Origin of the sequence: Roseibium album (assembly GCF_965233825.1) — a bacterium.
Classification (GTDB): Bacteria; Pseudomonadota; Alphaproteobacteria; order Rhizobiales; family Stappiaceae; genus Roseibium; species Roseibium album.
Map to the genome: position 1 here is coordinate 2087745 of NZ_OZ247583.1, position 22383 is coordinate 2110127.

Annotated in this window: 24 protein-coding genes and 1 tRNA gene; 19 read left to right on the forward strand and 6 right to left on the reverse strand. The window is 56.6% G+C overall.

Annotation, left to right across the window (positions count from 1 at the left end; all coding sequences use genetic code 11):
* Positions 1-2: 2 nt before the first annotated feature.
* Together ACO6TI_RS09745 and ACO6TI_RS09750 are read right to left on the reverse strand one after the other, a co-directional pair.
* A complete protein-coding gene (locus tag ACO6TI_RS09745; RefSeq protein ID WP_055119638.1) occupies positions 3-749 on the reverse strand; it encodes an amino acid ABC transporter permease in 747 nt (248 codons plus the stop codon).
* Between the two features lie 17 nt (positions 750-766).
* Positions 767-1495, reverse strand: coding sequence for an amino acid ABC transporter ATP-binding protein (locus ACO6TI_RS09750; RefSeq protein WP_029064413.1), 729 nt, complete (start codon positions 1493-1495; stop codon positions 767-769).
* Between the two features lie 145 nt (positions 1496-1640).
* On the opposite strand from ACO6TI_RS09750, the gene ACO6TI_RS09755 reads away from it, so the two are divergent.
* Genes ACO6TI_RS09755 through ACO6TI_RS09765 form a run of 3 tightly spaced genes read left to right on the forward strand, consistent with a single transcriptional unit; the run spans position 1641 to position 3840 of the window.
* The gene (locus ACO6TI_RS09755) at positions 1641-2417 is read left to right on the forward strand and encodes a transporter substrate-binding domain-containing protein (RefSeq protein WP_055119641.1); all 777 of its coding nucleotides are present in this window, start codon (positions 1641-1643) and stop codon (positions 2415-2417) included.
* Positions 2418-2476: 59 nt separating this feature from the next.
* On the forward strand, positions 2477-3103 hold the full coding sequence (locus ACO6TI_RS09760; RefSeq protein ID WP_422384845.1) for a glutathione S-transferase family protein: 627 nt from the start codon (positions 2477-2479) through the stop codon (positions 3101-3103).
* Positions 3100-3840 carry a creatininase family protein gene (locus tag ACO6TI_RS09765; protein ID WP_422384846.1) on the forward strand — a complete coding sequence of 247 codons (741 nt, stop codon included), beginning with the start codon at positions 3100-3102 and terminating at the stop codon, positions 3838-3840. Before ACO6TI_RS09760 ends, ACO6TI_RS09765 begins: the two co-directional genes overlap by 4 nt.
* On the opposite strand, the gene ACO6TI_RS09770 is transcribed toward ACO6TI_RS09765, so the two are convergent.
* Both ACO6TI_RS09770 and ACO6TI_RS09775 read right to left on the reverse strand, forming a co-directional pair.
* Positions 3747-4226 (reverse strand): alpha/beta fold hydrolase, encoded by a 480-nt coding sequence (locus ACO6TI_RS09770; RefSeq protein WP_422384847.1) that lies wholly within the window; start codon positions 4224-4226, stop codon positions 3747-3749. The two genes, ACO6TI_RS09765 and ACO6TI_RS09770, sit on opposite strands and share 94 nt — an antisense overlap.
* A gap of 18 nt (positions 4227-4244) precedes the next feature.
* Positions 4245-5060: an SDR family oxidoreductase gene (locus ACO6TI_RS09775; RefSeq protein WP_422384848.1), complete on the reverse strand. Its 816-nt coding sequence runs from the start codon at positions 5058-5060 to the stop codon at positions 4245-4247.
* An 867-nt stretch (positions 5061-5927) separates the two neighbouring features.
* On the opposite strand from ACO6TI_RS09775, the gene ACO6TI_RS09780 reads away from it, so the two are divergent.
* Positions 5928-6347: a hypothetical protein gene (locus tag ACO6TI_RS09780; protein WP_209014903.1), complete on the forward strand. Its 420-nt coding sequence runs from the start codon at positions 5928-5930 to the stop codon at positions 6345-6347.
* 211 nt (positions 6348-6558) lie between these two features.
* On the opposite strand, the gene ACO6TI_RS09785 is transcribed toward ACO6TI_RS09780, so the two are convergent.
* Positions 6559-6648, reverse strand: a tRNA-Ser gene (locus tag ACO6TI_RS09785).
* Between the two features lie 490 nt (positions 6649-7138).
* Here ACO6TI_RS09785 and ACO6TI_RS09790 point away from each other — a divergent pair.
* The 12 genes from ACO6TI_RS09790 (at position 7139) to ACO6TI_RS09845 (ending at position 15972) form a co-directional block, all read left to right on the forward strand.
* The gene (locus ACO6TI_RS09790; RefSeq protein ID WP_055119845.1) at positions 7139-7810 is read left to right on the forward strand and encodes a 50S ribosomal protein L21; all 672 of its coding nucleotides are present in this window, start codon (positions 7139-7141) and stop codon (positions 7808-7810) included.
* Between the two features lie 53 nt (positions 7811-7863).
* Entirely contained in the window at positions 7864-8133 is a 270-nt protein-coding gene (gene rpmA, locus ACO6TI_RS09795) for a 50S ribosomal protein L27 (protein ID WP_055119650.1), read from the forward strand.
* 141 nt (positions 8134-8274) lie between these two features.
* Positions 8275-8880 carry a GNAT family N-acetyltransferase gene (locus tag ACO6TI_RS09800; RefSeq protein ID WP_055119652.1) on the forward strand — a complete coding sequence of 202 codons (606 nt, stop codon included), beginning with the start codon at positions 8275-8277 and terminating at the stop codon, positions 8878-8880.
* On the forward strand, positions 8877-9446 hold the full coding sequence (locus tag ACO6TI_RS09805; RefSeq protein WP_104701551.1) for a GNAT family N-acetyltransferase: 570 nt from the start codon (positions 8877-8879) through the stop codon (positions 9444-9446). Before ACO6TI_RS09800 ends, ACO6TI_RS09805 begins: the two co-directional genes overlap by 4 nt.
* Complete coding sequence (locus ACO6TI_RS09810) at positions 9443-9988, forward strand: GNAT family N-acetyltransferase (RefSeq protein ID WP_055119656.1); 546 nt, start codon at positions 9443-9445, stop codon at positions 9986-9988. The genes ACO6TI_RS09805 and ACO6TI_RS09810 overlap by 4 nt, the downstream gene beginning before the upstream one ends.
* Before the next feature lie 45 nt (positions 9989-10033).
* A complete protein-coding gene (obgE, locus tag ACO6TI_RS09815; protein WP_422384849.1) occupies positions 10034-11080 on the forward strand; it encodes a GTPase ObgE in 1047 nt (348 codons plus the stop codon).
* A complete protein-coding gene (gene proB / locus ACO6TI_RS09820; protein ID WP_348315729.1) occupies positions 11080-12225 on the forward strand; it encodes a glutamate 5-kinase in 1146 nt (381 codons plus the stop codon). Before obgE ends, proB begins: the two co-directional genes overlap by 1 nt.
* Positions 12226-12277: 52 nt before the next feature.
* Positions 12278-13558 (forward strand): glutamate-5-semialdehyde dehydrogenase, encoded by a 1281-nt coding sequence (locus ACO6TI_RS09825; RefSeq protein ID WP_282045437.1) that lies wholly within the window; start codon positions 12278-12280, stop codon positions 13556-13558.
* Complete coding sequence (locus ACO6TI_RS09830) at positions 13555-14226, forward strand: nicotinate-nucleotide adenylyltransferase (RefSeq protein ID WP_104701554.1); 672 nt, start codon at positions 13555-13557, stop codon at positions 14224-14226. Before ACO6TI_RS09825 ends, ACO6TI_RS09830 begins: the two co-directional genes overlap by 4 nt.
* 167 nt (positions 14227-14393) lie before the next feature.
* The gene (gene rsfS / locus ACO6TI_RS09835; RefSeq protein ID WP_029061939.1) at positions 14394-14804 is read left to right on the forward strand and encodes a ribosome silencing factor; all 411 of its coding nucleotides are present in this window, start codon (positions 14394-14396) and stop codon (positions 14802-14804) included.
* A gap of 124 nt (positions 14805-14928) precedes the next feature.
* Positions 14929-15411, forward strand: a complete 483-nt coding sequence (gene rlmH / locus ACO6TI_RS09840) for a 23S rRNA (pseudouridine(1915)-N(3))-methyltransferase RlmH (protein ID WP_422385305.1) — start codon at positions 14929-14931, stop codon at positions 15409-15411.
* 3 nt (positions 15412-15414) lie between these two features.
* Positions 15415-15972: a GNAT family N-acetyltransferase gene (locus ACO6TI_RS09845; RefSeq protein ID WP_422384850.1), complete on the forward strand. Its 558-nt coding sequence runs from the start codon at positions 15415-15417 to the stop codon at positions 15970-15972.
* Between the two features lie 85 nt (positions 15973-16057).
* Here the strand turns inward: ACO6TI_RS09845 and ACO6TI_RS09850 are convergent, their stop codons facing one another.
* Positions 16058-17575: a tetratricopeptide repeat protein gene (locus tag ACO6TI_RS09850; RefSeq protein WP_422384851.1), complete on the reverse strand. Its 1518-nt coding sequence runs from the start codon at positions 17573-17575 to the stop codon at positions 16058-16060.
* 540 nt (positions 17576-18115) lie between these two features.
* Between ACO6TI_RS09850 and ACO6TI_RS09855 the strand changes: the two genes are divergently transcribed.
* The 3 genes from ACO6TI_RS09855 (at position 18116) to ACO6TI_RS09865 (ending at position 22272) form a co-directional block, all read left to right on the forward strand.
* The gene (locus ACO6TI_RS09855; protein WP_082442559.1) at positions 18116-19168 is read left to right on the forward strand and encodes a VPLPA-CTERM sorting domain-containing protein; all 1053 of its coding nucleotides are present in this window, start codon (positions 18116-18118) and stop codon (positions 19166-19168) included.
* Positions 19169-19573: 405 nt separating this feature from the next.
* Complete coding sequence (locus ACO6TI_RS09860) at positions 19574-20947, forward strand: peptidoglycan DD-metalloendopeptidase family protein (protein ID WP_209012203.1); 1374 nt, start codon at positions 19574-19576, stop codon at positions 20945-20947.
* Positions 20944-22272, forward strand: a complete 1329-nt coding sequence (locus tag ACO6TI_RS09865) for a S41 family peptidase (RefSeq protein ID WP_055119671.1) — start codon at positions 20944-20946, stop codon at positions 22270-22272. Before ACO6TI_RS09860 ends, ACO6TI_RS09865 begins: the two co-directional genes overlap by 4 nt.
* Positions 22273-22383: the final 111 nt, after the last annotated feature.

Sequence of the window (22383 nt, forward strand, 5' to 3'; positions counted from 1 at the left end):
TCCTAACCACGTTGATCTGACTGCAATTTACGCTCCAGCCAGCGGACACCGGCCGAAACGATCAAAATCAGGACAAGGTACTCAAGAACAAGCACCGTATAAATTTCCAGGGGCCGGTATTCAACGACGACGAGTTCGTTCGCTTTTCGGGTAAGTTCCTGCATCCCGATCACAGAGACGAGGGAAGACATTTTCAGCATGTAAACCAGCTGGTTCCCAAGTGCCGGAAGTATCCGGCGCACGGCCTGCGGAAGAATGACGTACATCATCATGTCTGTGTAGCTGAGCGAAATGGAGTGTGCGGCCTCGTACTGGCCCTTGTCGATTGACTGAATGCCTGCGCGAAAGATTTCGGCTTCAAACGCACTGTCGGAAAGGGCAAGCGCGATCACGCCAGCCCAGAAAACCGTGATGGACAGCCCTGTCATCTGAGGCAGTCCGTAGTAGACCCAGAGGATCAAGACAAGAATGGGTACGGCTCTGACCAGTTCCACGTAGACCCTGTTGAACCGCCTGAGTGCCCGATTGGCCGACAATGCCGGCAACGCCACAGCAAGGCCTATGACGATGGAAATCACGATTGCCGTGAAGGACAGAAGGAGCGTGTAGTAAAGCCCGCTCAGTAGAAACTTGAGATTGTTCCATCCTGCAGGCACCGTCGGATCAACAACATACCAGCCCCAATTCCCGGAGCAGCCCGTGAGCAGCAGGGTCAGGCAGCAAAGACCTGCAAGTCGGCAGAATGTCATCTGGCCCTCTTTCTGTCTCAATGCGCGAGAATTTTTGAAAGAAAGTCCCGGCACCGCTCTGTGCCGGGATTGCTGAAGAACTGTTCCGGCGGTGCCTTTTCGACGATCTCGCCATGATCCATGAACACCATTGTGTCGGCGACGCGTTTCGCAAAGCCCATTTCGTGGGTTACGCAAATCATCGTCATTCCGCTTCCCGCGAGCTCGGACATGACATCAAGAACCTCGTTGATCATTTCCGGATCGAGTGCGGATGTCGGCTCATCGAACAACATGATTTGCGGTTCCATACATAGCGATCGGGCAATGGCAACCCGCTGCTGTTGGCCACCGGAGAGCTGCCGGGGAAACTTGTCTGCCTGTTCGGGAATGCGAACTCGCTCCAGATAAGCCATGGCGAGTTTGTCGGCGTCCGGTTGCGACAGTTTTCGGGTTCTGACCGGTCCCAGTGTCAAATTCTGCTTGACGGTGAGGTGCGGAAACAAATTGAATTGTTGAAAGACCATTCCGACCGAGGAACGTACTGCACGCAAACTCGAACTTGTATGTGTCAGTCTGTTGTCCGCGACTTCAATCAGGCCCTCATCGTGCCGTTCAAGCCCGTTTATGCATCGTATCAACGTTGACTTGCCGGAGCCGGATGGTCCGCACACCACCACCTTTTCGCCCGTAAGCACTTCAAGGGAAACGTTTTTCAGGGCGTGAAAGTCACCGAATGTCTTCGAAACATTTTCAACTTTGATCATGGCCTTCGCGGACAAATTCAACATTGCACAAAAGGAAGTCTTGACCATTAGTTAGTCATGTATTTGAGTGTAGTGCAATAAATTTATCAACTGGCAAAACTGCAGTGCACAACGGACCATTACCTCATCCTGAGAGGAGAACGGCATGAAACTGATCAAGACAACAGCCACGCTTTGCTTTCTGGCACTTGCCACCCTTCCGGCAACGGCTCAATCAGCGCTCAACGACATTCTGAACAACGGTGTTCTTAAGGTCGGCACCACCGGCGACTGGAACCCCATGACGATGAAGGACGTCGCGAACAACACCTACACCGGTTATGACATCGACGTCATGACTGAGCTGGCAAAAGATCTCAATGTCGAGGTCGAGTTCGTTCCGGCGGACTGGAAAACGCTGGTCAGCGGTGTCACCGCAGGCAAATATCACCTCACCGGATCGGCGTCTGTTTCTCCCGCACGGGCGAAGGCGGCCGGATATTCCACGTCCTATTTCTCGCTGGCAACCGTCCCGCTCATTCTTGAAACGAGTGCGGAAAAGTTCAAGGACTGGGACGATCTCAACAAGAGCGATGTAACTGTCGCGGCAACGCTCGGCACCACCCAGGAAAAACAGGTCAAGGACTTCTTCCCCGATGCGCAGCATCAGATCGTCGAAGCGCCGGCGCGTGATTTTCAGGAAGTGCTGGCGGGACGCGCCGACGCGCATATCACGTCCAACGTCGAAGCACTCAAGCTCGTTGAAAAATACCCGCAAATGATGATCGTGCCGGTGAGCGCACCCAAAGCGCCGACCCCAATTGCAATGCTGCTGCCACAGGGCGACCAAGTATGGATCAACTATGTAAACACCTGGATTGCCCTCAAGGAAGAGCGCGGATTCTTTGATGCCCTGGGCAAGAAGTGGCGCCTCAAGGAATAGGTCTTGAACGCCGACAACGCGGAGAGGGGCATTCGAACCGGAATGCCTCGCCACCTTACATGTTAAAGCTGTTCGCCATCCCCGTGAGCCTTTACTGCGCCAAGCTTCGCATCGCGCTCCGTCACAAGGAACTGGTTTGGGAAGAAGTACCTCCGCCAGGTGGCTACGGGTCTCAAACCTACAAAGATCTCGTTCCCGGCGGCAGTCTGCCCGCCCTGGAGCATGACGGACATTTGCTGAGCGACTCCGAAGCAATTGCCGAATACATCAATGAAGTGTGGCCCGCGCCCGAGATGTTGCCGGGCGACAGCCTTGAGCGCGCCCGAATTCGCGAACGGTCAAGATTTCACGACACCCGGCTTGAACCGGCTTTGCGTGCGCTCTTTCCGATGATCGGGCGCGGTCCCGATGACCAGTCTGTTTCTGAAAAGTGGGATGCCCTGGCCGGAAGACTGGCGCAAATGGAAACACTGCTCCCGGAAACCACACCCCGGCTGACGCTTGCTGATTGCGGTATGCCGGTCACCTGCCGGTGGATCAACGAACTGACGGAGCATTTCCGGAGGGCTCCCGTCCTGAGTTCCCGCATGCAGCGCTACCTCCAGGGCCTGAATGCGCACAAGGCTGTTTCCGATGAGCTTGCGCAATATGGGCCACGCCTCAAGGCATGGATGGCAACCAGATGAGGCTTGATCTTTGCAGCTGGCTTGAGGTGGAAGAGTATCTCGAACGCAGCCGGACCATCATCCTGCCTGTCGGCTCGACCGAACAGCACGGCCCCATGGGCCTGATCGGTACGGACGCACTGTGTGCCCAGACCATCGCCCGACATGCCGGAGAGCGAACCTCAACACTTGTCGCGCCCACGCTCGCCTTGACGCCTGCGCCCTTCAACACGGCGTTTCCGGGAACACTTTCAGTGTCGGTTGCGACATTCAAGGCAATGGTGTCAGAGATCGTTTCGTGCCTGCACGGTCAAGGGTTTCAAAGGGTCTATTTCCTGAACGGCCATGGCGCGAATCTGGAACCGATTGGCCAGGTAGCCGGTGAGGTCGAAGTCGTTGAAAGCCTGGATATCCGAATCCGCTCCTGGTGGGATTTCGAGGCTGTGGGCAAGCTCCGAAAGGACCTCTACGGCGATTGGGAGGGCATGCATGCAACGCCATCGGAAGTTGCGATCACCCAGGCTACCCATCGCGTTTTGCCTCCGGGTGCCGCATCGGCGCCGCCGCTGAAATTGTCGGTGGAATATATCAGGAACCATGCGGGTGACCGGCACGGCCCGCCTGACGAACACCGCCGCGCTTTCCCGGACGGGCGCGTGGGATCTCATTCGGCGCTTGCAACAGCGGAACACGGCAAGGCTCTGCTCGAGGCAGCGGTGACAGGTTTTGCCGAAGACCTGGAAAACTGGTCGCGCTGATTTAACAACGAAATCCGGCGGTTGCTGATCCAAGTTGTTCCGGTGACCAGGCAGAGCGGCGTCACCAGTTCCCGGGACAACAGCCATGCCTCCGGGGCAACTGTGCTGCCCATCGAATGTCCGACGAGACAGACGCCCAGCAGGTTCAAAACTCTGGAAAACGTGGTGACCTTGGTTCCACAGGTATGGATGCCGGGTTTGCTCTTTCCCTTCGCCCGGCCATGCCCGGAGAGGTCGATCGCATGGACGGCCAAATTTGGAAAGATTGAAACGGCCGGGTCGCAGTGTGTGTCCTCAATTGAGGATTGATCTTCTTTGATGGCAGCTTCATCTGCTGCTCGCCGTCCAACCGGAAGCTGGCCGGGATTGCCTGCGCTGCCTGGCATGCACCGGCGAACATTGGTTCAAACCAGTTTATGCATGGCTTCGATCTCGGTTGTGCCGACCCGGTCCAGAATGCTGCCGCGCAGCTTGCGCATGGCTCCCAGCCACTTGTCGTAGTCGCCGGACTTGAACTGGATGTACTTCGCGACGTCAGGATGAGGCAGAATGAGGAAAGCTTCTTCATCAACACCCTGAACGACTGTCTCCGCCAGGGCTTGCGGAGAAATCACGCCCGGCAGATCGCCACCGGCATTTTCGTCCCCATATCCCAGCATCGGCGTTGCCACATATTGGGGGCAGATGACAGATACCTTGATACCGTCTGCACCATGCGTGATGGCAAGAGATTCCGCAAAACCGACCGCTGCGTGCTTCGTTGCCGAATAGGCCGCGTTTCCGATCTGGCTCAGCAATCCGGCGGCGGAAGCCATCTGAAGAAGATAGCCTTCACCTCGTTCGATCATGCCGGGCAGCACTGCACGGGCAGCATATACGTGGGCCATCACGTGAATATTCCAGCTCCTGTTCCAGACATCGTTGCCGGCGGAGGCTGAGTGAGACGGTTCGCTCAGGCAAATGCCCGCATTTGAACAGAACAGGTCCACCGGTCCCAATTGGCTTTCGACAGCAGCAACGACGGCCTGGACATCGGTCTCCTTGGTGACATCGCAGCCAAGTCCAAGGCCGCCAATTTGCGACGCCGTTGCCTCGGCTCCGGACTTGTCCAGGTCCGCCAAGGCGACCCTTGCGCCTTCTTCTGCAAACTTTCTGGCCAGGGCTGCACCGATGCCGCCAGCCCCGCCCGTGATGATGACGTTTTTGTCTTTCAGTTTCATGGATGTTCCTTGAAATGAACTGGAGAAGAAACGGAAGCCGGAGGGCAGGGCCGGCGAGTGTGACAACGAGGCAAATTATCACGGATATCGCGACGACAATTGGAACGGCTTTTCTGATCCCGTCGTTGATCGGGCCACTTTTCCGGACCGATTGCACCACGCAGAGGTTAAGGCCGAATGTCGACAAGGAACAGAAAGGCATTTGCCGCGCGCTCCCGACGGTCCTGCACCGTTGTGGGGGGCATGGCCTTGATCCTGAAATCTGAAAGTCAGGCGCTGTTCTCCTGGGACGAAAAGCTTGGGGTTTTTCCTTGGCGGACGCTTCCGATGTTGAAGGTTCAATCGCGGGAAAAAGTCGGGAACAAACCCGAGGTGCATGTCAGGCAGGCGCTGTTGCAATATCGTGCAATAGCCTGGCTTGGCAGGGTCCTGATTGAGTGTCGGACCTTGAAAGAACCTGTTCGGTGACAGGCCGGTCTGTCAGTTCCGCAGTCGCTTTCTCAAATCAGCAGAGTATGTGAAACATGGCGGGCATTCTGGGAGAAAGCCCGAACCTTTGTAAAGTTATGTTCAAAGACCTGGGAAACTGGGAAGCGATGTTCAGTCCCTTGCCGAATTTTTTCGAAGACCAAAATCGAGATGAGATCGAATTGGTCACGTCCGCTATGGATTGGCAATCCGAAGGTCAAACGGAAGATTCGAGCCCGGTTCGATCGATGCCGCGCAGTAAATGAATCTCGACTTTCTCGGTTAGCATCTACCTATCAGCCGATAAATGTGCAGAATGTGCCAACACGTTCTCTGCGGAAGGGAGACGCTTTGCTTTCACGTGTTGTGTCGTCCCTCATAGGGGGGCTGTTTACCTGCATGAGTTTAGCTGGTTCAGCGGCGTCACCTCAAAATCAATATCCGAGCAACGTGTTTTTCGGATTCGAATTCGTTCTGCAGCCCTTGGCCGTCAAATGGGCTTGCGGAGGGCAACGAGATCAAGACTTGGCCCAAATCAATGCACTTATTGTTGCTTTTCCAGAAGATGCAAAGCAAGCGGAGCTAGGATCTATCATAGCTACGTTGTCCGGCATGTCCGATGGATTGGACATTCTACCGAAATTAATCGGCACTGAGATAACCGGCCAACAAATCGAGCAGCTGTGCGCGGCGGCACTTCCTCTAAACATCGATTGGTTAACTCCTGAGCACTTTAACAGGAGAGATGAGAGCGAAGTTCCTGTCGGACAAGAAACGGGATGGGCCGATTTCTTCGCGGTAGTTGAAGGGTTCCAGTAAATTTGGAGTTTGCGAACGTGCGGACATTGATCACAGCAATGCAGAAGTCAGCAATGTCCAGCATAGTAGTAATGCGGCTTACGAGCATATCAGGCCGCCCAACATGTGCGCGATCATTTATTTGTATGCCTTAAAACTGACTACGAAAAACGTGACGTTTTTTGTTCTGCCCCCGGTAAGTGGGTCCGGAAGCGCAAGTTTTTTTGGAAAATGGCGGAGAGAGGGGGATTCGAACCCCCGGAACGCTTGCGCGCTCAACGGTTTTCGAGACCGCCCCGTTCAACCACTCCGGCACCTCTCCGCGGCACTTTCGACAAAACGGGTCTCAAGTGGCGCGGAACATAGACAAGCTCTTTCGCACCTGCAAGACCCGATTTGCATTCTTCACCGCCTACGTTGACTTTTTGCGCGCATATTCATAACGGCTGAAATTCAAGGTGTATTTCCAACCGTCCGGAGAGTGACCGGTGATGGGGACCCCTGTGGGAATTGAGGCTGTCCCGGACTGGTCAATCGGGCGCGCGCGTCCTTCAGTCTGCAATAATTCCGTTTGACAACAAGAGCTGGGCGGCTATATTGCGCGGGCTCGAAAAGGTTCATCTTTTTCGGGTTTTCTTTGTCGATCTAGGCCTCGCGGGCTTTTAGCTTCACGCAACCCGACACAAAGATCTGCCTGCCGGATGGCAATCCGGAGGGGCAGGCGCCTCAGTTTGACCTGAATGCAGCCGGTGCTGCTTGAGCCGAATGGCCTGCACCGGCGTGTCAAAAACGAAAAGAAGGACGTGCGCGACATGTTCGCTGTAATCAAAACTGGTGGCAAACAGTATACTGTTGCCGCAGACGACCTCCTGAAGGTCGAGAAACTTGACGCCGAAGCCGGCAGCACCGTCACTTTTGAAGACGTGCTCATGGTAGGCAACGGCACGGACACCACCGTTGGGGCTCCGACCGTGGAAGGTGCCAGCGTTGTTGCGGAAGTGGTCGATCAGGGCCGTGGCCGCAAGATCATTATTTTCAAGAAGCGCCGGCGCCAGAATTCCCGCCGTCGCAATGGTCACCGTCAGTCCTACACCCTCGTCAAGGTGACGGACATTCTGACAGGTGGTGCAAAGCCGGCCAAGAAGGCAGCGCCGAAAAAGGCTGCGCCGAAGGCCGACGAGCCGAAAGCCGAGGCAGCTCCGAAAGCTGAAGAAGCCAAGGCAGACGTGAAGGAAGCCAAAAAGGAAGAAGCAGCCGTTGAGCCGCTCTTCACCGCACCGGAAGGCAAGGACGATCTGAAGAAGATCTCCGGCGTCGGCCCGGTTCTTGAGAAGAAGCTGAACGCTCTGGGTATCACCACCTATGAGCAGATCGTCAACTTCTCAGCGGAAGACATCGCCCGCGTTGATGAGGTCCTGAATTTCAAGGGACGTATCGAACGCGACAACTGGGTTGAGCAGGCCAAGGAACTGGCAGGCAACTGAGCCGCCGTTTCTCACCTGTTGATTAAGTATTCGAAGAACGAGGAGTTCTAACGATGGCACACAAGAAGGCAGGCGGTTCATCCCGCAACGGCCGCGACTCAGCTGGCCGCCGTCTCGGCATCAAGAAATATGGCGGGGAAGCCGTGATTCCCGGCAACATCATCGCTCGTCAGCGTGGCACCCAGTGGCACCCGGGCACCGGCGTGGGCATGGGTAAGGATCACACCATTTTCGCGACCGTGGAAGGCAAGGTTCAGTTTAAGGCGGCAGCCAACAAACGAACCCTCATTAATGTGGTCCCAGTGGCGGAAGCTGCGGAGTAAAGCCGACGTGAATTTTCGAAACGCCGGCGTCCCACAAGACCCCGGCAGTTCGAGACAGGTCAGCAACCAGAGACCAGTCGAAGATCCAAGGGGGAGATGGGGCGCCATCTCTCCCTTGATTTGTTTTGCCTGGAGGAAAAGATGGTTGTTGAAAGCGATGGATTGTTAGACGAAAGCAGTTTGGCAGCGGCCCCGTTGCCGCAGGAAGCGGTTCATGTACGGCTCGACAAGCCGCGCAAGGACGATGTGGCCGACCTGGTGTTTCTGGCCAACAACAAGACCGTGGCGGCGAACCTTGCCGCGATGCCTCATCCGTTCACACTCGACAATGGCCGTACCCTGATCGCACGGGCCGGGCAGGTGCGGAAAAATTCCGCCCTCTTTGCCATTCGCCTGAAGAGCACCGGCCGCTTGATCGGCGTTGCGAAATACGCAGCGGTGGAAGAGGACGGCGTCGTCCATGTCGGCTACTGGCTGGGCGAGCCCTTCTGGGGCCGCGGTTACGCAACGGAGGCGGTGCATTCCCTGGTGGATCACGCTTTTGCGTATAACGACATCGAAGAGCTTCAGGGGTCGTGCAGGGTAACCAATCCGGCTTCGCGCCGCGTCCTGGTCAAATCCGGGTTCCAGTATCGGGATCAGGCGATGATCCGTTCCGTCGGTGCGGGCGGCTCCGTACCGATCGAGCGGTACACACTGGAAAGAGCTGTTTGGAAATCCTTGAAAGGCTGGGGGCAGGGACGATGACCATATTGCCGGAATTGAGAACACGGCGCCTGATATTGCGGCCAATCGCCATGTCGGATGCAGAAGCAATCATGGAACTTGGTGGCAAGGACTTCGAGGTCGCCCGGTGGATGACGTCCTTTGCCTGGCCTTACGAAGATGGTTCTGCCGAAGCCTTTTTGTCGACAGTCGTCGGCAAGGATCCGCTGAAGACCGAGGCGGTATACGCAATCACGCTTGGCGGCGTGTTCATCGGTATCGCGGCCGTCGAGGCGCCGGGCGATCTGGCGGACCTGTCCGATCATCCCACCATCGGGTACTGGATCGGTCGGGCGTTCCAGGGGCACGGCTATGCCAGCGAAGCGGTGGAGGCGATCATCGACTGGGCCTTTGCCGCCTATGGCAGCGATGCCATAGCAGCCCGGGCCTTTGAGGACAACTTCCGCTCCAGGGGCCTTCTGCGCAAGCTCGGGTTCAAGCCCTACAGCATCACCGAGCGTTTCTCCAAGGCGCTTGACCGGAGGGTCTCCAATGTTGTCGTGCGGCTGTCTCGAGCCGATTTCGAGGCGCGGAAGGAAGCCGCATGAGCAAGCCGGTCATCAGGACAAGCCGACTGGTTCTCCGGGCGCCGAACCCGGAGGATCTTGACCGGTGTGCTGTTCTTCTCGGCGACTATGAAGTTGCCAAGATGTTGTCGCGCGTACCGTACCCTTATGATCTCGAACTGGGGCGGCAGCATCTGGCAAGATCCGTGAAACGTTGGGAAAACATCGCGGACGCGGATGAGCTCGGCTTTCACATTGACCATGAAGGCGATTTGATCGGAGGTGTCGGCTTCAAAAAGTTGCAGGAGACCCCGGAGATCGGCTATTGGCTGGGGCGCCCTTATTGGGGCAAGGGGTTCATGAGCGAGGCTCTGGATGCAGCTATCGGCTGGATGTTCGAAAACACCGGACACGAACGGCTGGCCTGTGAAGCCATGACGGAGAACCAGGCCTCGATCAAGGTGATGGAAAAAGCCGGATTTCGGCCGGTTGGCGAAGTCGGTTGCGCAAGCGTGTCACGCGGTGAAACCCTGCCGGCCATCAGAAGTGAAATGACGCGAACAGACTATTTGAGCAGTCTTTGACCAACCATGGTCATGGCCTGACAACAGGATACAAAGAGAAGAAAAATGAAATTCCTCGATCAGGCCAAGGTCTACGTCCGTTCCGGCAATGGTGGCGCCGGCTGTGTATCGTTCCGGCGCGAGAAATACATCGAATATGGCGGTCCGGACGGTGGCGACGGCGGCAAGGGCGGTAACGTGATCGTTGAATGTGTCGATGGCCTGAACACGCTGATCGATTACCGCTACAAGCAGCACTTCAAGGCCGAAACCGGCATTCACGGCATGGGGCGCAATCGCACCGGAGCCCACGGCAAGGACGTCGTGCTGAAGGTTCCAGTCGGGACGCAGATACTCGAAGAAGACAACGAGACGCTGATTGCCGATCTGACGGAACTCGGGCAACAGGTTCATCTTCTGAAGGGCGGGAATGGCGGCTTTGGCAACGCGCATTTCAAATCGTCGGTCAACCAGGCACCGCGCCGGGCCAACCCGGGCCTGGAAGGCGAGGAAAAGTGGATCTGGTTGCGATTGAAACTGATCGCCGATGCCGGGCTGGTCGGCCTGCCGAATGCTGGCAAGTCGACATTCCTGTCCAAGGTATCGGCCGCCAAGCCGAAGATTGCCGATTATCCCTTCACGACGATCCATCCCAATCTCGGGATCGTTCAGATCGATGGCAACAGCTTTGCCATGGCAGACATTCCGGGTCTGATCGAAGGGGCTCACGAGGGAACCGGACTTGGAGACAGGTTTCTCGGTCACGTGGAGCGGACGCGCGTGCTTCTTCACCTGGTGGACGGTTCCGGGTTGGAGGATCCGGGCGAATCCTACAAGGTGGTGCGCGGCGAATTGGAGGCCTATGGCGGCGGGCTCGCCGAGAAGCCGGAAATCGTCGCAATTTCGAAGTGTGACGCCCTGACGGAAGACCTGATCGCCGAAAGGTCGGCAAGCCTGGAGGCGTCCTGTGGTCAGAAACCGTTGATCCTGTCCTCGGCAAGCGGCCTGAACGTGGACCGGGCATTGCGCATGATCGTGCGCGCGATCGACAAGGACAAGGAGGATGCCGCCAATCAGGTTCCGGCTCCCGAACAGGAGGGATGGCACCCCTGATGTCGGTTTCAGCCTCCCGAAGTCTCAGCGCCTTCAAGCGGATTGTTATCAAGATCGGTTCTGCTCTCCTGGTCGAAAAAGGAGAGTTGAAGCGCGATTGGCTGGAGGCTCTTGTTTCCGACATCGTGCGGCTAACGACCGAAGGCGCCGACATCCTGATCGTGTCGTCCGGCTCGATCGCCCTTGGACGGGGCGCACTTGGTCTGCCGAACGGACCGCTGAAACTGGAAGAAAGCCAGGCGGCGGCGGCTGCAGGACAGATTGCACTGGCGCAGGCCTATGCCGGGGCGCTCGGCAGGCACGGAAGAAAAGCAGGCCAGATCCTGCTCACGCTGGGAGATACGGAGGAACGGAGGCGTTATCTCAATGCCCGGGCAACCATCGGAACCCTTTTGAAGATGGGCGCCGTACCGATCATCAATGAGAACGATTCCGTCGCCACGTCCGAGATCCGCTACGGTGACAATGACCGCCTGGCCGCCCGTGTCGCGACCATGGCGAGTGCCGACTGCCTTGTGCTGCTGTCGGATATCGACGGGCTCTACACCGCGCCACCTGCGCAGAACCCGGATGCCGTCTTCCTGCCTGAAGTTTCACGCATAACTGCGGAAATTGAAGCGATGGCCGGAAGCGCCGGATCAGAACTGTCCCGTGGCGGTATGAAAACCAAGATTGATGCAGGCAGGATCGCAACAGCCGCCGGAACTTCCATGGTCATCACCTCGGGCAAGGAATTGCATCCGCTGTCGCGTTTGACAGAAAGCGGGCGGGGAACATGGTTTCCGGCACTCGCGACCCCGGCAAGCGCGCGCAAGGCGTGGATCGGCGGTCATCTGGAAACGCGCGGTGACGTTACACTGGATGAAGGAGCGGTCAGGGCAATGAAGTCCGGCAAGAGCTTGCTGCCGGCAGGTGTCATTTCTGTCTCCGGTACGTTCTCTCGTGGTGATGCCGTTGTCCTCCTCCGTCCGGACGGAAGAACGATCGGACGTGGTCTCATCGCCTATGACGTCGACGAGGCCAGATTGATCGCCGGCCGCAACAGCCGCGAAATCGAGGCGATTGTCGGCTATCCGGGCCGGGCGGAAATGATCCACCGGGATGATCTGGTGCTTGAGGATGCGTTTTTGAACGGAACACGTTAAAACGCTGCATGTTCTGCGGTCCACAGAGCCGCTATTCGAGGAGTTTGTGAGTATGCTGGAAGTGGTCGAGGCCCGAACAACAGAAGATCTCATGGCAGAGATCGGGCAGCGTGCCCGGGCTGCCGGCCGGGTTCTTGCCACGGCACCAGCTGCTGTGAAAAACCGCGCCCTGAGCGAGATGGCGCAGGCGGTGCGTGCGGCGACACCGGATATTCTTGCCGGCAACAGGCGCGATGTCGAGGCCATGACCGCCAATGGTCAAACGGCGGCTTTTCTCGACCGGGGTACACTGAGTGAAGAACGGATCGAGGCGATTGCCAGGGCGCTGGAGGATATCGTTGCCCTTGACGATCCTGTCGGTGGTGTGATTGCAGCATGGGAACGCCCGAACGGCCTGAAGATAGAGCGTGTACGAACACCGCTCGGCGTGATCGGTGTCATTTATGAAAGCCGCCCGAACGTGACCGCGGATGCAGGTGCGCTGTGTCTCAAGGCCGGCAACGCCGTGGTGTTGCGCGGAGGTTCCGACACAATTCAATCCAACATGGCGATCCATAAAGCACTGCAAAAGGGGCTGAAAGCGGCCGGGTTGCCGGAAGACGCGATCCAGATCGTGCCGGTAACAGACCGGGCGGCTGTCGGTGAGATGTTGAAGGGGCTGAACGGAAATCTCGACGTTATCGTTCCGCGCGGAGGACGCAGTCTCGTAGAACGTGTCCAGACAGAAGCGCGCGTGCCTGTCTTTGCCCATCTGGAAGGTCTGGTTCACATATTTGTCGACAAGGCAGCCGATCTGCAGAAAGCCGTTGATATTGTCGTGAATTCGAAGCTTAGGCGCACCGGCATCTGCGGGGCGCTGGAAACGCTTCTGGTTGACGAGGAAATCGCGCACGGTCACTTGCCCGTCATCGTGAAGGCCTTGCAGGACGAGGGATGTGAAGTTCGCGGCTGCGATGTCGTACGGGACATTTGCGAGAATATCGTTCCCGCCAGCGAAGATGACTGGTCGACCGAGTATCTCGACAAGATCGTGTCTGTCAAAGTGGTGCCGGGCCTTGAGGCGGCGATGGATCATATCGCCACTTACGGGTCGAACCATACCGATTGCATTCTGACGGAAGACGGTGCCTCTGCACAAAGGTTTCAGGCAGAGGTGGACTCAGCCATCGTTCTTCACAATGCTTCGACTCAGTTTGCCGACGGCGGCGAGTTCGGCATGGGAGCGGAGATCGGAATTGCGACAGGACGCATGCATGCGCGCGGCCCCGTCGGCGTCGAACAGCTGACCAGCTTCAAATACAAGGTTCATGGTGAGGGTCAGACGCGTCCATGACTTCATTCGGTCCTGGAGGGGAACTCGACCGAGATTGGCTGAAGCTGCCCCATGTCGAACCCGGGAACCGCATCGGCCTTTTCGGCGGATCCTTCAATCCGCCCCACTCAGGCCACCGTCTGGTTGCTGAAACGGTCCTGAGGCGTCTGGGGCTTGATCAGGTCTGGTGGTTCGTGACGCCCGGCAACCCGCTCAAAAGTCATGCTGACCTGGCGCCACTTGAATTGCGCATGCATCTGGCCCGCGCTCTGGCGGATCACCCGCGAATGAAAGTGACCGCTTACGAGGTTGTTCTGGGCACTCCCTATACGGCCAGGACAATTGCCGCTTTGCGCGCAATGCGGCCTTCAGTGCGATTCGTTTGGGTTATGGGTGCTGACAATCTTGCCGGTTTCCATCGATGGCAGGACTGGCGCACCATTCTCGGTTCCGTTCCGGTCGCAATCGTAGACAGGCCGGGTGCATCGCTTTCAGCTCTTTCGTCGCCAATGGCAAAAGCCTATGAAAAATATAGGCTTCCCGAGGAAGACGCGTCGCTGCTGCCGAATTTGGACCCACCAGTCTGGACGTTTTTGCATGCACCACTCGACCGCACATCGTCTACGGATTTGCGGAAATTTAACACATTGGACATTGCCAAAGTTACCAAGAAAACGGCGCTGTCTTGAAAATGCCAAAAGGGAAGCTGTATTATAGGGGTGGTCGCGATGAACGCGGCCGAGGTACGGTCAACCGGTCCTGTATTCAAAACGGGTGACGTAGAAACCGAACTATCTGGTTCGTGACGACGTTGGACACAGGGCGGCATAAACGGCGAAAGGCACTACACCTGACCATGACCTTTGAAAGTGGGCGGACAGAATTGTCCTCTCCTCTGCAGGCTTCCGTAAGCGCTGATCTTGCGGCAGGTCTCCTCGATACGGTTCTGAGCAGCCTTGACGATTCCAAAGCTGAGGACCTGATAACTCTCGACATCGCAGGCAAAAGCTCCCTCGCGGATCACATGGTAATTGTGTCCGGGCGTTCCCATCGTCACGTTGGGGCCATTGCGGACCATTTGCTGAAGGATCTGAAATCGGCCGGATTGAAATCGGCAACGGTGGAAGGTCAGAGCACCTGTGACTGGGTGCTGATCGATGCAGGCGATGTGATTGTTCATATTTTCCGTCCGGAGGTACGCGGTTTCTACAATCTCGAAAAGATGTGGGCACCGGACACGGACGAAGCGCCGCAATATATCGGCTGAACGGGATCTTGGTTCCTGCTTTCGAGCTTGTCATGTCGAAAGCAGGTTGAGCCGAGAATTGTCTCGAACGGCGATCGAATTTGCCGCGAAACTGAAGACCGGAGTTTCAACCGGCAAGGATCTTATGCGCTTTACATTCTCCTGCATCGGCAAGATGAAAGCCGGTGCGGAAAAAGACCTCCTCGACCGGTATATTGACCGTGCGCGCAAGACCGGACGCGGGTTGGGCATCTCCGATATCGTGGTCAGCGAATTATCCGAAAGCCGCGCTCAGCGCCCTGAAGACCGGAAGGCCGAGGAAGCAAAAGGCCTTCTGAATTCTGTCTCAGGTTCTGCGCGGGTCGTCGTTCTGGACGAGAACGGCAAGAACCTGACCAGCCCGGACTTCAGTCGCAAGATCGAAAGCTGGAAGGATGAGGGCATTCCGGAGGTCGTGTTTGCGATTGGCGGGGCTGACGGACACGGGCAGGAACTTCTCGCCCGGGCGGATCTGAAACTGGCGTTCGGCGAGATGACATGGCCCCATCAGATTGCGCGCATCTTGTTGGCGGAACAGGTCTACCGCGCCATGACGATCCTTTCCGGGCACCCGTACCACCGGATTTGAAGCATGACAGACACCACTACATTGGCTGCCAGCATGGCGCTCTCAAGGACACTGAACAACGGCATGATCGAGATACCGACCCTTCAAACGGATCGACTGACCCTGCGGCCGATGACGATGGCCGATTGGGATGACTATTATTCATTCATGCAAAGCGATCGATCGCTCGGCATGGGAGGCCCATTTCAGAAAAAGATGTCCTGGGCGCTGTTTTGTCACGATATGGCGCAATGGCCGCTGATGGGAAACGGTGCCTTGATGCTCGATGACCGGGAAACTGGCACTTGTCTCGGGCAGGTCGGGATAAACCATGGGCCGCTTTTTCCCGAACATGAACTCGGCTGGTTTCTTTATCCGGCCGCTGAGGGAAGGGGTATCGGCTACGAGGCTGCGCAAAAGTTCGCCGACTGGGCACGACACGAGCGCTGCCTGCCAAGCCTGGTGAGTTACATCGATCGGGACAATGTTCGCTCCCGACGCCTCGCGGAACGCCTGGGTGCGAGACTGGACGATGAAGCCGAGCGACCTGATCAGGCGGACCTTGTTTACCGGCACTTTTAAGGACCATCGCGGGCCGGGCGTTTGAGCGAAATTGCACAGTTCCCTGACGGGCGCACCGCCAGGGAACTGGAGACGTGCAGGTCTGTTACCTGTTCAGCGCCGCCCTGGCGTTTTCCGCATAACGGAAATCCGGGTCGGCTGCCAGCGCGGTTTCCAGAAGTTTCCGACCCTCAACTTCGTCGCCTTCCGCCAGCCTCACCATGGCCAGACGATAGGTGAGGACGGGATTGTCCGGATCGGCCTTGTGCAGTTCGTCAAAAATGGCACCGGCTTTGGCCGTGTCTCCCGCCTTCAGCGCAGCCCAGCCAAGTGTGTCCTGTACATTTTTCGAGTTGGGAGCGATATCGGCAGCCTTTTGCGCCAGACCAAGAGCCTTTGCTGGATCGTCATCCACGACCAGAGAAGCAAGATTGTTGAGCGCCACCCAATTGTCAGGCTGCAGTTCGATGGCCTCGGCATAGGCAGCTCGGGTCTCGTCCCTGTTTCCTTCTTCGGTCTCAAGTAAGCTTGCGAGCCAGACGAGGTCGCTCGCCGTATGCTCCGGGCGCTCCGCGAGCGAACGTGCGCGTTTGATTGCATCCTTGGTGCGTCCGAGGCGCAGTTCGGCGCCGCTTGCCCCTCTTAAGAGTTCAGGATCGTTGGGAGCAATCTGGAGCCCGCCCTCGTAAGTGTCGAGTGCTTCGCCGTATCGCTTCGTCGATCCGAGGAAATTGCCAAGGGCCAGATAGGCTTTCGTATCGCGTGGGAAACGTTCGACCGAGCGTTTCAAAGCTTGTTCCGCTGATCCCATGCGACCCTCTGCCTGATCGATCGCCGCCAGTCCGATCGCACTGGCGACCGAAGGAGACTGTATCTCCATACGTTTGAACAAAAACCGCGCCCTTTCGAGGTTTCCGTTTTCAAGGTTCAGCCGGGCGGCTGTCTCGAGGACGACCGCAGGAGCGTTTTCCTGACTCGCCACCGGATCAACGACGTTCAGGGCTTCTTGTGGCGTGGAATAGACAAGCAGGAGGCGCGTGTGCGAAAGCGCCAGTTCGTAATTGTCAGCCGGTGCAATTTTCAAAGCCGATTCATAGTAGCTGCTGGCCTCTTGCCACTTTCCTTGCCTTTCGGCCATAAGCGCAAGACTTTGAGGCGCGCGCCAGTTATCCGGATCCCGTGCAAGTGCTTCCTCGTATGCGGTACGGGCTTCTTCCGCCCTGCCAAGCTCGAGGAGAATATCTCCCTTGATGATGAGGGGTTCGGAATTGATTGTGTAGAGTTTGGCGGATTCGTCTAACGCCGAGACGGCTTCCTCGAAACGGTTCTGGTTGGCCAGGGCGAGGCCGAGAATCTGCCACGCTTCTGCAATGTCGGGTGACGTGGAAATTAGTTCGCGTGTAATTGTCTCGCTTACGGAAAACTCGCTATTGTACAACGCCTCCATCGCGTTCGCCAAAGCCGCACGCTGGTCAGGTCGCAATTTTGCGAAGCGGTCAGTTTTCATCATGCCTTGATATTGTTCGATGGTTGCTGCCACAGCTCCTGATGAAGTGGCAAAGGCCAGAGCAGCAAGGAAAACGTATTTTAGAAATTTTCTGGAAATCGAGTCTGGATCTCTCATCGCAACACCTGGGTCTCTTCAAATTTTCGTTATCTTCAAAGCGATGTGAAGTCTGTGCCGGAATCTTGCCTGCATAATTGCGGGAAACTCCAACGCGAAATTGCATTTAGCGTAACTATAATAGTAAATTTAGTAAAAAACAATGAGTTTAATTGTTGTTAAAGAAAAAATTACAAAATCATGGTTATTTTTGAAGTCTATATTGAAATAATATTTGAAAATATTGAAATATGTAAAGTGAATCGAGCTTTTCATACTTGGTTCAAATAAAGTGTAACAGCCCGAAATACGGATCAAAAGCGAAATTGAGAAAAAGAACAACAAGAAATCTCAATTCGAAGAGTGGCTTAACCTCGATGTTAATTTTGCGTTAATTTTTTGTAATCTTCCGATAGATTTGTGTTATAGTGCACATCACGTAAATGGAAGTTTGCGTGTTTGATATTATTAATTTTTCCGATTTGGATTTTTGCTTATTCAAGTTTTTCGGGGTTTGCCAGTCCAGATTGGAAACGTGCTAGTGCAAACGGGGAGCCTACTATGTTTCGTGGAATATCAACCTTTATTGCAGCAATGGGCGTGTTCGGGGGTGTCGCTTTAGCGGATACGATCTCGCCGCTCACCTACACCAACGATACTCTCGGTGTGGGAGACAAGGTAACAATCAGCAAGACTGTCGTAATCGAGGCCGCAGGCACGACCAGCGCATTGCTGGACGTCATGTTTCTTTTCGACACGACAGGCAGCATGGGTGGCGCAATCGCAAACGCCAAATCAGCTGCGAGCAACATCATTACAGGCCTTGGCGGTTTTGGTAGCGTGACTACGGGTGCCGGTTTTTACGGAGATCCGGCATTCAATGGCGTGACGCAGGACCTTACCGGCAACGCAGCTACGACGATCGCGGAAATCAACACGTTTGCAGCCGGCGTACCGAACAATGGCGGCGATTTCGCGGAAAGAGGGAATGAAGGCCTGAAAAGCGTCGCGGAAAATGCTAGCTGGCGTGCTGGCTCCAACCGCTTCGTTGTTGTCCTGGGCGATTCTTCCTTCAAGAACAGCCCTGTTTCAAGTGCGGACGCAAAAGCCGCTCTTGATGCGGAAAACGTCAATGTTATCGGTCTGAACTTTGGTGGTGGCTCATTTGCTGGCGCTATCAATGCCGTCGGCGGGACCACGTTTGCCGGTGGATCTACGCCGTCTGACATCGTCGATGCGATTCTCGCTGGTGTTACCACAAGCTTTGACGAGTACACGAAAGTGACCGTCGACGATCTGGGCGCCGGTTTGCCCGAGATCGGTGTATCCGTCGTATGTACAGGTGCGGATACCGGTGCTTGCGTAGGTGACACAGCTGAAGGCATGTACGATCGTTCGGTCGACCGTACCTTCACGTTCGACGTGACCTTCGAGCGTCTCGCAGCAGGCGACAGCTCCTTCGGTACACATGCGCTTGTCGATGGCGGTATCGTTGCGACTGAAAAAGACTCTTTCGGAGGCTCCGCTGTTGTGCCGCTTCCTGCGGCCGGTTTCCTGATGATCTTCGGTCTTGGTTCGCTGGCAGTAATGTCTCGCCGCCGCAAGGCAGCCTGATAGCTCTTTGGAGCGAAACAACGCCGACAACAATGAAAGCCCGCGCCTCCGGCGCGGGCTTTTTCCTTGCCTGACTGCCTGATCGACGTCTCGCCTGCGTTCAGGCATGCGACAGAGCGGTCGCCGCACTTCCAGCATCAAAACAGGCTTGCCGGTAGTCGGGACGTGAACGATTGTTAAGGTCAATGTGGCAGCAAAACACGGTTTTGCCCGTATGTCGCCGTATTCCCCCCGTAACGGATATGATGGACAAGACAGGCACCACAGGTTCGGTGAAAGGGGAGCTGTTTCCTGACGCCGGCTTAACGAACTGGTCACTTGAGTAAACGGTTCGTTAACGCAGTCTGTGTATCGCAGGGTAGGGTAACCTTTGGGAGCTGAAGCAGTTTGAAACCGGATCGCATCATGGCCGTGCGTCCAGGACTTGGGAGGCGGCGGTATTCACACCCGTTCTTGAGTGTGGCTGTGCTGGGATTGATGCTTGCGTCCGGCTCTGCAATTTCAAGCGAAAGTCTCGATGAGCAGCCTGAAACGGCCACGCCCGAAGTTTCGGAGATAAATACGTTTCTCGAACGCAAGACAGAGCGTGAAGAGGAGCTCGCTGCGCTTTCCAGAGATATAGACGTTTCGTCGGACCGCCAGGCTGCCATTGCGCGCGAGATCCGGGCTCTTGACCGGGACAGGGAAACGCTGAATGCAAAGATCATCAGTACGTCCGATACGATCCAGGGTCTTGAAACCGAGCTGACCGACACTGAACGCCGGCTGATGAGCCTGGGAGAAAATGAAGATGCTGTCCGGCTGTCGCTCATTGCGCGCCGGGATATTCTCGCAGAAGTGCTTGCGGCGCTGCAAAGATTGGGCAAGCGCCCGCCTCCGGCCCTGGCCGTGCGCCCGAGTGATGCACTGTCGGCTGTGCGCAGTGCGATTCTTCTGAATGCGGTCATGCCGGAATTGAAAGTCGAGACGGAGGCTTTGGCGGCCGACCTGCAGGAACTGCAGCGGCTCAAGTCGGTCATTGCGGAGGAAAAAAACAGGCTTCGCGGCGACGCGATGCGATTGGCTGAGGAAAAGTCCCGACTGGAACTTCTATTGAGCGCCAAAAAACAGGAACATCTGAAGTCGGTTGAGGTGCTCAAGGAGGAGAAGGAACGCGCTGCGGAGCTTGCTGAACAGGCAGGGTCTCTCCAGGAGCTGATTGCAAATCTGGAAGTCGAGATCGAAAGCGCACGGGACGCGGCTGAAAAGTCACGACAGGCGTCTTTGACCGCAAAAAGGAATGCCTCGCGCAATTTTGATCCGTTCGCGGATCCGGGAAGAATTGCTCCGGCGATTGCGTTCGACGATGCCAGGGGCAGGTTGCCGCAGCCGGTCGCCGGTACGATGCTCAAGGGTTTTGGTCAGGAAGATGAATTCGGTGGTTTGACTGAAGGACAATCTATTGCCACAAGACCGGGTTCTAATGTGACTTCCCCGGCCGATGGCTGGGTTGTATATTCCGGTCCGTTCCGTTCGTTCGGACAGCTCTTGATCCTGAACACCGGCGATGGCTACCATGTGCTCCTCGCCGGTCTGGACCGGATAGACGCGGAATTGGGGCAGTTTGTTCTTACCGGGGAACCGGTTGGTGTTATGGGCGCAACCCAGTGGGCAAGCGCATCGACGTTCGGTTTGGGTTCGACCCAGCCGATCCTATATGTTGAATTTCGGAAGGACGGACGTGCGATCGATCCCACACCCTGGTGGTCGCGCACAGAAGAAGAAAAGGCTCGCGGATGATACGGAAAGCTTCCTTGCTGCTGGTGGGTGCCCTTGTGGGGGCTGCGGCAGTTACGACTATGTCCCAGATGCCGCTCAATGTGTCAGTGGCAGCAAATGCGGCAGCGACGGATACGTATCGGCAACTCAACCTGTTTGGCGACGTGTTTGAACGTGTTCGGTCAGACTATGTGGAAGTTCCGGACGACGCCCAGCTGATTGAAAGCGCGATCAACGGCATGCTGACATCGCTGGATCCGCACTCCAGCTATATGTCACCGAAGAGCTTCAGGGACATGCAGGTCCAGACCCGAGGTGAATTCGGCGGTCTCGGCATAGAGGTCACCATGGAAGAAGGCCTTGTGAAGGTCGTCTCCCCGATCGACGAGACACCGGCCGCCAAGGCGGGTGTTCTGGCCGGCGACCTGATTACCTATATCGATGGCGAGCAGGTCCAGGGCCTGACCCTGAATGAAGCTGTCGAGAAAATGCGTGGTCCGGTCAACACCGACATCATCGTCACGATCCGCCGCGATGGACGCGCCGAACCATTCGACATCACGATCACACGCGACATCATCCGCATTCGTTCCGTCCGCTGGCGGGAGGAAGAAGATGTCGGTTATGTCCGCGTTACGCAGTTCAACGAACAGACGTTCGACGGCCTGAAAAAGGGCATCGAGGAAACGACGGCTGCAATCGGTGAAGACAAGCTGAAGGGCTACATCATCGATCTGCGCAACAATCCGGGTGGTCTGCTCGATCAGGCGATCGCGGTTTCCGATGCTTTCCTTGATCGCGGCGAGATTGTCTCGACCCGTGGACGGGAAGCGGACGAAACACAGCGCTACAACGCTCGCGCCGGTGATCTGACCGACGGCAAACCCGTGATCGTCCTTGTTAACGGTGGCTCTGCCTCTGCGTCGGAAATCGTCGCAGGTGCCCTGCAGGATCATCGCCGTGCGACGATCCTCGGCTCACGGTCATTCGGCAAGGGGTCGGTCCAGACCATCATTCCGCTCGGTGCCAATGGAGCGATCCGCCTGACGACGGCGCGGTATTACACGCCTGCCGGAACTTCCATTCAGGCCAAGGGGATCGTGCCGGACATCGAAGCCCTTCAGGAACTGCCCGAAGAGCTTGTCGGTCGCGTAGAGACCAAGGGTGAAGCCGGTTTGCGCGGTCACCTGGAAGCTGATGGCGAAGAGCAGTCAGGCAGCCAGGCATATGTCCCGCCGGATCCGGAAGACGACACACAGCTGAACCTGGCACTGGATCTTTTGCGCGGTGAACAGGCCAACAGCGCTTTCCCGCCGGTTTCAGACAGCGCCGCGGTTAAAAACTAATCGTCTGACTGCGCGCCGCATTGCCGGCGCGCAGCCTTCTCGTTCTCGTTCTGCGTATTCCAAAAACAAAGTTGATTCCGGCGCCCTGCCGGAAAAAAGGCTCAGGACGAC